This is a genomic window from Corynebacterium sp. P3-F1 (assembly GCF_030503635.1).
GTDB lineage: Bacteria > Actinomycetota > Actinomycetes > Mycobacteriales > Mycobacteriaceae > Corynebacterium.
The window spans coordinates 1439926-1452389 of sequence record NZ_CP129965.1; the positions used below are offsets into that span (position 1 = coordinate 1439926).

A 12464-nucleotide genomic window follows, 5' to 3' on the forward strand; every position below is an offset into this window, starting at 1 on the left:
TGATTCTTGTAAGGGGCATCACATGGTCATCGTTTTGGAGACGGTACTTCGTTAAATGAAACAGCCGAAAAGGTGACGAGAGTTGCCAAAGTGGTTAATGTTTCCTGTGTGGTCGTTGCCGGTGTAACGATCTTCTGGGAGAAGCCGACCACGTAAATGTGAGGCGGTTTACGCCGCTTTGAAAGTGGATAGCGCGCAAAACGACCGAGACCAGCACAGCAACCTACAGAAAGTTGATGGATGATGTTCACCCGCACCCGCCGTCGGGTCACCGCCTTCGTCACCGCCGCCCTGATCGGCGTGGGCATGATTTCCGGTTCGGCCGCCCAGCAGGCTAGCGCCGCCAACGGGAACATGGTCATTTTCGGCGACTCCGTCGTCGCCGATGCCCCGTCATTGGAATATCTGGAAGCACGGGTCGGCCTGCACCCGAACGGTAAGCCCGATCCGGCACGCTGGTGCCCGACAAGCCCCAATAACTTCGGTATGCAAGCCGCCCGCCACATCGGTCTGCAGCCGCGCGATTTTTCTTGCCCCGGTGCGGTGACCATTTCCCGCGGCCCGAATATCGCGGCTCAGATCGACCGCGCAGTGCGCGAACGCGGCTTGGACGGTGCCACGAAGCGTGTCGTGCTGCAGGTCGGTTTCAACGACACCTACAACCACCGTGGTGAAGACCCGAACAAGATTCGCCGCGACTACGTGAATTACATGCGCCCACAGGTGGACAAGATCCGCCGGGCAGCGCCGAACGCGCGCATCCAAATCGTGGGGTACCCCACCATCACAGGGGGCGACCGCGTCTGCCTCTTCCACATCGGGCCGAATATGTACGACGCGACTCCGATGCCGGAAGTGAGCTACTGGGAAAACCTCGCGCAGTGGATGAACGTCGATTTGGCGCGCGCGACTGGCACTCAGTTCGTCGATTTCAAGCCGGACACCCGCAACAACGGCATGTGCGCGCGCGACGGCGAACGTGAATTCGCGGGTCTCATCGACTTTTACGCCGGCCCCGGCAACATGCCGATCCACGCCACACAGCGCGGCCACGCCCACATGGGACGGATTCTCGCAGCGTCCTAGCGATTATTTCGCTACCCTCGGGGCATGACGAATAGCGCGACAACCCCCGAACGAACACCCGAGCAAGAAACTGCGCAGCAGACGGTCAAGGGTGTCATCGCCCGCGAAAAAGGGGCGGAGGTGGAGCTCGCGGACATTGTGATCCCGGCCCCAGGCCCTCACGACGTGGTGGTGAAAGTGCAGGCCACCGGCGTATGCCACACGGACCTCGCATACCGGGACGGCGACATCGAGGATGCCTACCCGTTCCTCCTCGGCCACGAGACCGCTGGTGTCGTTGAGACCGTCGGCGAGGATGTCACCCACGTCGCGCCGGGCGATTTCGTGGTGCTTAACTGGCGCGCGGTGTGCGGCGAGTGCCGCGCCTGCCGCAAGGGCGACACGAAGAACTGCTTCAACACGCACAACGCGTCCCAGCCGATGACGCTTGAGGACGGGACGGCTCTCACGGCGGCACTCGGCATCGGTTCGTTCGCCGAGAAGACCCTCGTGCACGAAAAGCAGTGCACCAAGGTGAACCCCGACGAGGACCCAGCCGCCGCAGGTCTTCTCGGCTGCGGGATCATGGCGGGTCTCGGTGCCGCGGTGAACACCGCGGACGTTCAGCGTGGCGAGACTGTCGCCGTTTTCGGCCTCGGAGGAGTGGGTCTCGCCGCCGTCGCAGGAGCTGCTCTGGCAGGGGCGACAAAGGTGATTGCGGTGGACGTCGATAAGCGGAAATGCGATGCCGCCACCGAACGCTTCGGTGCAACCCACACGATCTGCAGCAAGGACCTAAGCGAAGACGCAGTCATCGAGAAGGTCCGCGAGCTCACCGGCGGCTACGGGCCCGACGTGACCATCGACGCTGTGGGTATTCAGCCCACTTGGCGTCAGGCGTTCTACTCGCGCGACCTCGCTGGTCGCATGGTCATGGTCGGCGTGCCCAATCAGACCGACCACGTGGACATCCCTGCGATTGACCTTTATGCACGCGGCGGCTCCATCAAACCGGCTTGGTACGGCGACTGCCTCCCGGAACGCGATTTCCCCACCTACGTCGACCTGCACTTGGACGGCCGGTTCCCGCTCGGCGAATTCGTTTCCGAGCGCATCGGACTGGGCGATGTCGAAGAAGCATTCACCAAAATGAAGCAGGGCGACGTTTTGCGCTCTGTTGTCGAAATCTAAGGAGCACAACCTCATGCCAGGATTGAAGATCGAGAACGTAGTCACATCCGGCCTGTTCAAGCTCGACGGCGGCGAATGGGAGGTGGACAACAATGTCTGGATCGTCGGCGACGATTCCGAGGTTTTGATCATCGACGCCGCGCACGATGCTGAAGCGATCGCCAAGGCCGTCGGTGACCGCACCGTGAAGGGCATCGTGGCCACACACGGGCATAACGACCATGTGGACGCTGCGCCGCTGCTGAGCAAGCTTGTCGACGCCCCTGTGTACCTCCACCCCGGCGACGACATGCTCTGGGGCGACGCCAACCCGGCCGAGCCCTTCGAACCGCTTTCCGATGGTCAGGTGTTCACCATCGCCGGCACCGAGCTCAAGGTGCTGTCCACGCCGGGGCACTCGCCCGGATCCGTGGTGCTCTACGCAGAGGAAGCGAGCGAGCTCTTCTCCGGCGACACCCTCTTCCAGGGCGGGCCGGGGGCGACAGGACGCAGCTTCTCCTCCTTCGACACCATCATCGAGTCGCTGCAGAAGTCGGTGCTGGACCTGCCGACTGAGACGGTTGTCCGCACTGGCCACGGCGACAGCACCACCGTCGGGGCGGAGGCTCCGCACTTGGAGGAGTGGATCCGGCGCGGATACTAGCCGGCCCGTGCGCCGCCGCCAGCCGCAGTCACGATGGGGGCGACGGTGCAACGGCTATTTTGGAACAGCTATTTCTTTGAACAGCTATTTCTTTGACGTCTTGTTCAGCTCGCCGTTGATGACCTTGCGGAAGTCGTCGATGGGCAGTGCACCGCCAATGAATTCGTCGTTGATGATGAACCCGGGTGTTCCGCTGATACCCAGGCCCTGTGCGTAATCGAGGGCCTCCTCGATCGCCTTGTCGTACTTGTCGCTGGTAGCATCCTCTCGGAATTTATCCATGTCCGGTACCCCGGCGGCCTCCGCGAAGCGAACGAAGTCTTCAAGCCCGAAGCCCGGATGCCCGTCAGTTCCGCGCGCCTCGTCGAAATACGCTTTTTTGTACTCCGCGAACTTGCCCTGTTCAGCGGCAGCGCGACCTGCCCGGGCAGCAGCGTGAGCTGCCTCGCCGTTAATTGGCATGTCATTCCACTCGATGCGGACGTAGCCCGGCTCCACGTACTCCTTGATCAGCTCCGGTTCCGTGTCCACAGCGTGGCGGATGCAGAACGGGCAATCCCAGTCGGTGAATTCTGCGATGACGACTGGTGCGTCGACGGCTCCGATCGCGAACGGGTCATTCGGGTCGCGCCGGGCCGAATTGGAGATCTCCTGACGCGAGTTGATCGGCGCGCCGGGGCCTTGAATCAGGGCGGCGTCCTCGCTCGCCTTCGCCTCGGTGAAATCGGTGCCAGGTTTCGCATCGTCCGGAATCTCTGTCACGGGAGCGGAGCTGTTCGTCTCTTGCAGCTGACCTGCTTCCGCCGCATCTACAGCTCGGTCATAGCCGTGGTTGTCGCCGAGAATGTAGCCTCCGACGCCGATACCCAAAGCCAGGACAGCTGTGAAAGCCCACATCAATGGTGGGATTCTCGTCCCTCCACGGTCCTTTTTGGTGTCCCGACTGCCCTGTTTTCCTGTCGTGTCCTCGGTCGACTTCGCGCTCATGGGGACTTAGCTTAGCCGGATTGGGTGCTACTGGCTGTTCTTGGTCTTGTTCTCGGCTGTGGCATAAGGGCCTGCCTCCGGGGGCACCGCGTTTTGCAGGGCTACCGCCCTGGCGAGGCGCGCGTAGCGAAGCTCCTGTTCGCGGAAACGCACCCACGTGGACAACGTGGTGAAGAAGAACGCGATGATCAACACGTACAGCATGAGGTCGGTGCCACGGTCGACGCCGAGCCAGTTCGCCACAACGGTGACATCGTCGGGCCGCAGGATAGCCCATACAGCGGCGAACACCATGAAGACGAAGCCGAGCTTGACCCATGCTTTCGCGTTAGCCTTCTTGCGGTTGGTGAAGAAGTACAGGACAAGCGCAAACGCCGCCAGGAGCAGCAGAACTTGGATCATGGGAGCCTCCTGGCGACGAGACCGTCGGCGAGAATATTCACGCCGTTGACCAGCGATTGCCCCTTGGACATGGAGTAGTCGGTGTAAAGGATGTCCACCGGTTCTTCGGCGACGCGCCAGCCGTGTGTGTCCATCATGGCGACAATCTCGGATGCGTGGGACATCCCGTTCATCCGGATATTCATCTCCGAGGCGACCTTCGCGTTGAAAGCGCGGAGCCCGTTGTGGGCGTCGGTGAGCCCGAGCCGACGGCTGCGTGGGGAGAGGAACACGACGGTCCTGAGCACCAGGCGTTTGATCCAGGGGACGTTTTCTGTGTTGGCTCCGTCTGCGAAGCGTGTGCCTACGATGATGTCCACCGGTTCTGTCCGGAGTCGGTCGACCATGCGCACGACGTCGTGGACTTGGTGCTGTCCGTCGGCGTCGAAAGTGACGAAGTATGTGGCGCCCGGTTGCGCTCGCGCGTACTCGACACCGGTCTGGATCGCTGCGCCTTGTCCGAGATTCACCGGGTGGTTGACTAAGTGGGCGCCGGCAGCGTGAATATCAGCAGCGGAGTTGTCCACGGAGCCGTCATTGACCGCGACAATGTTGGGGAATGTCTTCAGTGCGTTCCGCAGCACGTCCCCGATGACGGGACCCTCGTTGTAGCACGGAACGACGAGCCATGTGTCGTCGAAGCGGCGCTGCTGGGTCATGAACGAGACTTTAGTCCGCGCGGTGGAAGAGGCGGGAGTAAACGCGCCGCATGGCGCCTAAGGGGAGCGCGCGGTAGAGGTTGCGCACGGCGAAATTCAGCACGGCGCGCGGGCGTGAGACCAGTCCGTAGCTCACGAGCGCCCGCTGCATTTCCCGTTCCGCGCGCCGTGTTTCTGGGGTGGCGCGGCGCTTCATCTGGGCGTCGTCGACACGGAAGTAGGTGAGGGGTTCCGGGAGGTTGTGGAGTTTCTTGCCGCCCGCGATCAGGCGCGCCCACAGGTCGTAGTCCTCCATGTTGTGCATGGGGCGGTAGCCGCCGACCTCGCGGACATCGGCGACCCGCATGAGCACGGAGGGGTGGTTCAGCGGGGAGTTGATTTTCGCGTACCGCGCGAGCGCGTCGTGGGTTTCGGGCAGCCGCCGGATGCCGCCGAGGGCGTCGCCGTCGAATTCCTGCATCGCGGTGCCGAGCACGGCGATGTCCGGGTGCGCGGCCATAAACGCCAGTTGTTTTTCCAGGCGCTCCGGGAACGCCGTGTCGTCGGAGTCGAGCCGCGCGACGAATTCCGTGTCCACCTCCGCGAGGCCTTCGCGCAACGCGATGCCGAGCCCGCGGTTGTTGGGCAACGTCACGGTGTCCACGGAAGCAAGCAGCTTATTGACGTCCCCCTGCACCGGCCCATCCTTGACCACCAGCACGCGCTCCGGTGGGCGCGTCTGGGCAGTGATGCTGTCCAAGGCGTGTTCGAGCTCGTCTGCCGTGGTGTTGCGGTACACCGACATGAGGACGGTGACGGCTCCGGGTGTCAGGCTGGGACTGGCGGAATGGTGCGCGTTCATGGTCACTCCCGGGCTGCGTCGAGAAGGTACTGGCCGTAGCCGGATTTCAGCATTGGTTCGGCGAGGCGCTCAAGGGCTGCGGCATTGATGAAGCCCTGGCGGAATGCGGCGACTTCGGGGGAGCCGATGACGGTGCCGGTACGTTTCTGGATGACTTCGACGTACGAGCTGGCCTCGCTCATCGAGTCGATGGTGCCGGTGTCCAGCCACACGTCGCCGCGGTGCAGGCGGTGAACTTTAAGGTCGCCGCGCTGAAGGTAGGTCTCGTTGACACTGGTGATTTCCAGCTCGCCGCGCTCAGAGGGGGTGATTGTCTTGGCTATCTCCACCACGTCGTTGTCGTAGAAATACAGTCCCACCACCGCGAAATTGGATTGCGGGTGCTCCGGTTTCTCCTCAATGGCGGTGGCGGTGCCGTGCTCGTCGAAGCTGACCACGCCGTAGCGCTCGGGGTCGGAGACTTCGTAGGCGAAGATGGCGCCGCCAGCGGGGTCGAAGGCGTCGCCCATGAGGCGGGTGAGCTCGGCGCCGTCGAAAATGTTGTCGCCGAGAACGAGGGCCACGGAGTCGTCGCCGATGAAGTCCTCGCCGATGATAAAGGCTTGGGCGAGTCCGTCGGGGGAGGGCTGGACGGCGTAGTCGATCATGAGGCCCCAGGAGGAGCCGTCGCCAAGTAGGCGCATGAATGCGTCCTGGTCCTCGGGCGTGGTGATGATCAGGATCTCCCGAATGCCCGCGCTGATCAGCGTGGACAGCGGGTAGTAGATCATCGGTTTGTCGTAGATGGGCATGAGCTGCTTCGAAATACCCTTGGTGATCGGGTACAGCCGCGTGCCCGATCCGCCGGCGAGAATGATGCCCTTCATGGTTGGGAGTCTAACTGGGGTCGCGGCCTAATCGATGTACAAGGCGAGTGCCACGCGCCAGTTGGTCGGGGAGAATCCGGTGGCCTCGATCTTGTCCAGAGTCAGGGTGGATTCGGCCGGCCGCGGCGCCTCGGGCCCGAACTCCGCCTGGTACTCAGCGGAGCTGACGGGGTGGACATCGGCGGGGTCCGCGCCCGCGGCGACGAAGACAGCCATGGCGATCTCGTCGCGGGTGGCGGCATCGCCGGAGGAGGTGATGTTGTAGATGCCGTACTCCGCGCCCGTGTCCACCAGGTGCACGATTCCCCGGGCGAGGTCCTCTGCCCAGGTGGGCCGCCCTCGCTGGTCGTTGACCACCTTCGGCGCCGCGCCCTTTTGCGCCAGCCGCGCCATCGTGGACATGAAGTTGCCGCCGTCGCCGAAGACCCAGCTCGTGCGCACAACGTAATGCTTCGCCGCCGCGGAAGCAGCAGCCTCGCCCGCGCTTTTCGACGCCCCATACACCCCCAGCGGGCTCGGCGGCTCCTCCTCGGAGTGTTCTACGACCGTTCCGTCGAACACGTAGTCCGTGGACACGTTCACCAGGGTGAGGTCGTAGCGGTTAGCTATTTGCGCCAGCTTCGCCGGGCCGAGCGCGTTGACCTTCCACGCCGCCGCTCGGCCTTCCGTGCTCTCGGCCCCGTTGACATCGTTGAACGCTGCCGCGTTGATGATCGTCGAGTACTGCGAAAAATCCCTCGTCTGCAGCATCCGCTCCACAGACCACGTCAGGTCGAAGTCGTCGTGGCCGCAGAAATCCGCGTCCGGCAGCAGCTTCCGCAAAGCGCGGCCCAACTGACCGTCCGCCCCGGTGACGAGAGCGCGGCGGTCAGGGACAGCTGTGGCGTCGATAAGCGGCGGATGCTGCTCGTCTTTGGCGGAGACTTCCGTGGGCTCGAGCGGCCATTCGATCTCCTTGTACGAGCAGAATGCGTAATTCGCGTCCGGCGACCAGCGCGCGTTGCACAGATAGGTGTACGTGGTGCCGTCCTCGAGCGCCTGGAAACCGTTCGCCACCCCGCGCGGCACGAAGACCGCCGTGTCCGGCCCGATCTCGCACCCGAATTTCTCGCCGTACGTTGCCGAGCCCTCGCGCATGTCCACCCACGCGCCGTACACCCGTCCCGTGGCCACCGAGACGTATTTGTCCCACGGCTCCGCGTGCATCCCCCGCGTCGCACCGCGTGAGGCGTTGAAGCTAACGTTGTTCTGCTCTACACGCAGCGGCGGTGTGCCCGCCCAATTCTCCTTGAACCACCCGCGGTTATCGCCGTGGACGGTGAGGTGGTGGACCGTGAGACCGTGGATCGGGGAAACGTTTGTCGAGCGTTCCAGCATGCCTGCGAGTCTAGTTCCCAGCCGGACCGCGCCGAGCCTAGAACGGCGACTGGATACTGCCGTTCATCGGGTTTTGTCATTTTTTGCGAAGCTCCCTCATTGCCCCCGTGCCGCGTAGCCGTGTTCCACAGCATCTTTCGCGCTGTGCCACCAAGCCTCGTTCTCCTCGTACCAGCGGATAGTTTGCTCTAGTCCAGTTCGGAAGTCGCCTCCATATTGGGGCGTCCAGGACAGTTCTTCGCGGAGCTTCGACGCGTCCATCGCGTAGCGCTGATCATGTCCCGGTCGGTCCGCGACGTGTTCGTACGTGCCTCCCATCAATTCGCAGATGAGCTCGATAATCTCCTTGTTCGAGCGCTCACCGCTTGCACCGATGTTGTATGTCTCGCCTCTCCGGCCGCGTTCCAGGATTGTGAGCACCGCGTCATTGTGGTCGTCCACATGAATCCAATCGCGGACCTGCTCGCCCGTGCCGTACAGTTTCGCAAGGCGTCCCGTTAGCAGATTCGTGATCTGCCGTGGAATGAACTTCTCCACATGCTGGTACGGGCCGTAATTATTCGAGCAGTTCGAGATCGTCGCGTTGATCCCGAACGAGCGCACCCACGCACGCACGAGGTGGTCCGAGCCGGCCTTGGTCGCAGAATACGGAGACGACGGCCGGTACGGAGTGTCTTCAGTGAACCGCGCTGGGTCGTTCAAGGCGAGGTCGCCGAACACTTCGTCGGTGGAAATGTGGTGGAAGCGGTTACCGTGCGCGCGCACAGCTTCTAGCAGCGTGAACGTGCCCACGAGGTTTGTCCGCACAAAAGGGGAGGGATCCCGCAGTGAGTTGTCGTTGTGCGATTCCGCAGCGAAATGCACGACCGTGTCCGCTTCCGCGCACAGCTCATCGACGACCCCAGCATCCTCCACGCGCCCCTTCACCAGCTCGACTCTGTTGTGGTCGAGACCTGCGAGATTCTGCGCGTTGCCCGCGTACGTCAACGCGTCCAGAACAATGATCTTCGTCTCGGGTTGCCGCTGCGCGACCATGCGCACGAAATTCGAGCCGATGAAGCCCGCGCCCCCTGTCACGAGCATCGTGGAACGGTACTGGTGCGGAGCGGGCTCGTGAGTCATGTGGGCCATGCTATCTGCTCGAGGAGTTGCTCGAGCTGCGCGTCTTGCCAGTAGCTCCCGCCAAACCGGCAAGGTGCACCGCGGCACCGACGAGGGGGCCGGCGGTGAGAGCTACGATCACTGTCGCAGTCACACCCGTTCCTAGGGCGATGGGAAGAGCGAACAAGAGTCCGAAAGCAGTCGCTGCACCCGCGACCCAGCCTGCGACGTACCAGGAGTGCTGCTCGATCGCGAGGACTGCGGTGCCGGTGATAATGAGCGCCCCCATGATTGCGGAAGCGAAAGTGAGCAAGCCGAGTGGCAGCCCGGGCACGAAGAGCTCGGCGGGGAAGAACGCCCGTAGGATCCATGGGCCAATCAGCCACGCCGCGACGAAACCCACAGCGCCAACGCTGAGAATCGCACCGATAGGCACAGCGAGCGACGTGTAGATGCGATCGCGCTGATGAACGAACCGGACAACTAGCGCGGATTGGAAACGCTGGAGAGGAACAAGCACGGGGGCACGTGTCAGCAGCACCGCTTGGTTGACCGCAGCGACGGTGGCTCCGGTCCCAGCGACTGCCCCGGCCCCTCCGGAGGAGAAGGCCGCGGTGGCCATCGCGGGGAAGCCGGTGATGAGCAAAGCGGATGCCCCTGTCGCCACAACGGCAGACAGCACCTGCCGCAGGAACATCCCGCGGTCGACATCCAAAGCCACCCGAATCCGACTGCGGGCCTGGCCCGACGCACCTAGAACCACAACCCACGACGCCGCACCGATCACAGTGATGCCGAGGAAGGCAGGCAGACCCCACCCAGCCCACCACGCCACACCGGCCACAATGAGACGGATGCCTGAATCCAGGGCGACCAGGCCAGCGTACTGGTTCCACAGCCCTGAGCCGCTCAAGATGCCCGATAACACCGCTTGGAAAACATAGCTGGCGAGGCCGAAGACCAGCAGGCTCGTGGCGAGCTGCGGAGTCGGGGGAACGAAGTGCGCCATGGTCAGCGCCCCCAACGCCGCTGTGAGGACGGCAACCACGGCTGCGCCGGCACCCGCCAGACGCCACGGGTTGGCGGTACCGCGAACCCCCTCCTGACGGGCCGCAGCGACTGCGCGCGTGGTCTCTTGGGTGATGCCGTCGATGAATCCGGCCGACGCGAAGAAGAGGCTCCAGTACGCCTGGAACAGTGGCATCTGCGTCTCGGCGTCGAGGGTCCACGACGCGACCCACAGCACCACGAAGCCGGAGAGTGCGGCGAACAGGGTCGCGAATGACAGCGATTTCATCGTAGGGTAACTCTACCCGCGCACAGCGCGGACCCGAGGCGTGATTGGGGTTGGAGAGAGTCCGCCTGAGCCAGCTCGTTGTCATGCTTCGAAGAGATTCTGGCCCCAATACTGCCCATCCGATGTGCCGTGGGGAACAGCGAACAAGGCGGAGCCAATATGGGTGATCCACTCGTTGAGGCGGTCGGCGCTGTCGAGGCGTTCCTGGATGGCGTTGAACTGGGCAAGCGGGTTCTTCTGGTAGCAGATGAACATCTGGCCCGCGTTCGACGTTCCGCGGGAATCGGGGCCCGGCGGAATCTCGTAGTTGTAGGGGCGGCGGAAGATTCGTTCGGCGGGGTCAGCCGATTTCGCGCGCGCCATGTGCGATTTAGGGTCGATGACGGGAAGACCGTATTCGTCGCGGGCATCGAAGTCGGGATCGTCGAATTCATCGGTGCCGGTCAGCGGTGCGCCGTTGTCGAGGCGTCGGCCGGTGACGACCTCGCGGGAGGGGCGGTCGAGAATGTCCCATTCGTCGAGATGCATGGCGATGCGACGCACCACCATTGCTGTGCCGCCCTGAAGCCACGCGGGGCCATTGTCGATCCAGACGACGTCGTCGAATTCCTCGACTGGGGGGTTACCGGAACCGTCGAGCTGGCCGAACAGATTGCGCGGCGTTTCGCCCTGCTGGATAGATTCGCGCGAGTGCAGAAAGCCGTCTTGGATCCACGTGACATCAGCGTAACTGCGTGCGGCTTTGACCATGAAACGTGCGGCATGCGCAAGGGTGAAGCGGTCGTCCGCGCAGATCTGCAGGCAAATATCACCGCCTGACCATTCGGGGCGCAGCTCGTCGCGGCTGTATTCGGGCAGGTCGCCGAGCCAATCGGGGGCGCGGTCGCTAAGACCCAGCCTGTCTAGCAAGCTGCGGCCGTAGCCCACTGTGATTGTGAGATTCGCGGTCGAACGGAGGTTCTCGGGCTCGAGGTCGGCGAGTCCCGCGCGGCCGCCGCACATTCGGCGGGCATCGTCGGTCCACAGGCGCATGAGCCTCACCATGTCTGCCGACGTGCGCTTGTCGTCCTTCACGTCGAAAGCGATCAGCTTGCAGAAGGATTGCTCCGGCGTCGCAATCCCGGCTTGGTGTTCGCCATCGAACGCCACTGTCGCATTGTCGTCCGCGGTTCCTTGCCCGGGCCACGCATCAGCAGGCTTATCGGCGCCCTGTTCGCCCCCTTCCTCTTCCTCCCCGCAGGCGGTCGCACTGGCCGCTACTGCGGTGGCGGCGCTAGCTACCCCGACGCCACGTAAGAATTGGCGGCGGGGAACCCCGGCGAGTTGAGCCTGCTCCGCAGCGCGGGTTGCAGTGTTGTCAGTTTCAATAGTGCTGTTAGTGGGCTTGGTGGGATGCGTGGTCACCGCCGTGCTCACCACCCGCATAATCCTCTTCGCCGGACGGCTGCTCACGCACCGGGAATTCGGTGGTGAACTCGGATCCGTCGCCCATGATTAGGTTGAAGGTCAAGGTGTCGCCCGCCTGGATCGGATCCGGGTAATTCAGCACCATGAGGTGCTCACCGCCGGGAGCGAGTTCATGGGAGCCGTTCGCGGCAATCGTGAACCCGCCCTCCTTCTGGCGCATCTGCCCGTCGACGACCTCGTGCAGCTCGGTCGAGGCACCCGCGAGATCCGGGGCGGTGAAGGATTCGACTGTGATGACGGTGCCCGAGGAATTGGTGAGGGTGCCGAAGCAGGCGGTCATGTCGGATTGAGGCTCTTTGGCGCGGCAATAGCCGTCGGCGAGCTCTATTGCTGATGCCTCATCGTCGGCAGTGACGGATTCGCTGCCGGCAGCTGGGCTGGAAGCAGCTGCGGTGCTTGCGGTGGCTGGGGCCTCTGTAGTTGCTGCGTTGTCTGTGCCGTCGTTCGAGCAACCGGCGAGTGCTGCAGAGCCTGCGCACAACAGAGTTGTCAGGGCCGTGATCTTCTTTCGCATGGGAATCCTTTCGTG

General features: G+C 63.4%; 13 protein-coding genes. 3 read left to right on the plus strand and 10 right to left on the minus strand.

All coding sequences use genetic code 11. The features are described 5' to 3' along the window. Positions 1 to 243 precede the first annotated feature (243 nt). From QYQ98_RS06770 to QYQ98_RS06780, 3 genes are read left to right on the plus strand one after another with little or no spacing between them, the layout of a single operon-like run. Positions 244 to 1086, plus strand: coding sequence for a GDSL-type esterase/lipase family protein (locus QYQ98_RS06770; RefSeq protein WP_302007716.1), 843 nt, complete (start codon positions 244 to 246; stop codon positions 1084 to 1086). Between the two features lie 24 nt (positions 1087 to 1110). Further along, positions 1111 to 2256: an S-(hydroxymethyl)mycothiol dehydrogenase gene (locus QYQ98_RS06775; RefSeq protein WP_302006123.1), complete on the plus strand. Its 1146-nt coding sequence runs from the start codon at positions 1111 to 1113 to the stop codon at positions 2254 to 2256. A 13-nt stretch (positions 2257 to 2269) separates the two neighbouring features. Beyond that, positions 2270 to 2899: an MBL fold metallo-hydrolase gene (locus QYQ98_RS06780; RefSeq protein ID WP_302006124.1), complete on the plus strand. Its 630-nt coding sequence runs from the start codon at positions 2270 to 2272 to the stop codon at positions 2897 to 2899. Positions 2900 to 2983: 84 nt separating this feature from the next. Here the strand turns inward: QYQ98_RS06780 and QYQ98_RS06785 are convergent, their stop codons facing one another. The 10 genes from QYQ98_RS06785 to QYQ98_RS06830 form a co-directional block, all read right to left on the minus strand. Continuing rightward, positions 2984 to 3886, minus strand: a complete 903-nt coding sequence (locus QYQ98_RS06785; RefSeq protein ID WP_302006125.1) for a thioredoxin domain-containing protein — start codon at positions 3884 to 3886, stop codon at positions 2984 to 2986. Between the two features lie 27 nt (positions 3887 to 3913). Next, entirely contained in the window at positions 3914 to 4288 is a 375-nt protein-coding gene (locus tag QYQ98_RS06790) for a DUF2304 domain-containing protein (RefSeq protein WP_302006126.1), read from the minus strand. Beyond that, positions 4285 to 4986 (minus strand): glycosyltransferase family 2 protein, encoded by a 702-nt coding sequence (locus QYQ98_RS06795; protein WP_302006127.1) that lies wholly within the window; start codon positions 4984 to 4986, stop codon positions 4285 to 4287. The genes QYQ98_RS06790 and QYQ98_RS06795 overlap by 4 nt, the downstream gene beginning before the upstream one ends. Before the next feature lie 10 nt (positions 4987 to 4996). Next, positions 4997 to 5827: a glycosyltransferase gene (locus QYQ98_RS06800; protein WP_302006128.1), complete on the minus strand. Its 831-nt coding sequence runs from the start codon at positions 5825 to 5827 to the stop codon at positions 4997 to 4999. A 2-nt stretch (positions 5828 to 5829) separates the two neighbouring features. Beyond that, positions 5830 to 6693: a glucose-1-phosphate thymidylyltransferase RfbA gene (gene rfbA, locus QYQ98_RS06805; RefSeq protein ID WP_302006129.1), complete on the minus strand. Its 864-nt coding sequence runs from the start codon at positions 6691 to 6693 to the stop codon at positions 5830 to 5832. A gap of 27 nt (positions 6694 to 6720) precedes the next feature. Continuing rightward, positions 6721 to 8070: a sugar nucleotide-binding protein gene (locus QYQ98_RS06810; RefSeq protein WP_302006130.1), complete on the minus strand. Its 1350-nt coding sequence runs from the start codon at positions 8068 to 8070 to the stop codon at positions 6721 to 6723. Between the two features lie 96 nt (positions 8071 to 8166). After that, positions 8167 to 9192, minus strand: a complete 1026-nt coding sequence (rfbB, locus tag QYQ98_RS06815) for a dTDP-glucose 4,6-dehydratase (protein ID WP_302006131.1) — start codon at positions 9190 to 9192, stop codon at positions 8167 to 8169. Positions 9193 to 9202: 10 nt separating this feature from the next. After that, on the minus strand, positions 9203 to 10468 hold the full coding sequence (locus tag QYQ98_RS06820) for a hypothetical protein (protein ID WP_302006132.1): 1266 nt from the start codon (positions 10466 to 10468) through the stop codon (positions 9203 to 9205). 81 nt (positions 10469 to 10549) lie between these two features. Next, complete coding sequence (locus QYQ98_RS06825) at positions 10550 to 11836, minus strand: Dyp-type peroxidase (protein WP_302007717.1); 1287 nt, start codon at positions 11834 to 11836, stop codon at positions 10550 to 10552. 7 nt (positions 11837 to 11843) lie between these two features. Then, complete coding sequence (locus QYQ98_RS06830) at positions 11844 to 12449, minus strand: copper chaperone PCu(A)C (RefSeq protein WP_302006133.1); 606 nt, start codon at positions 12447 to 12449, stop codon at positions 11844 to 11846. Positions 12450 to 12464: the final 15 nt, after the last annotated feature.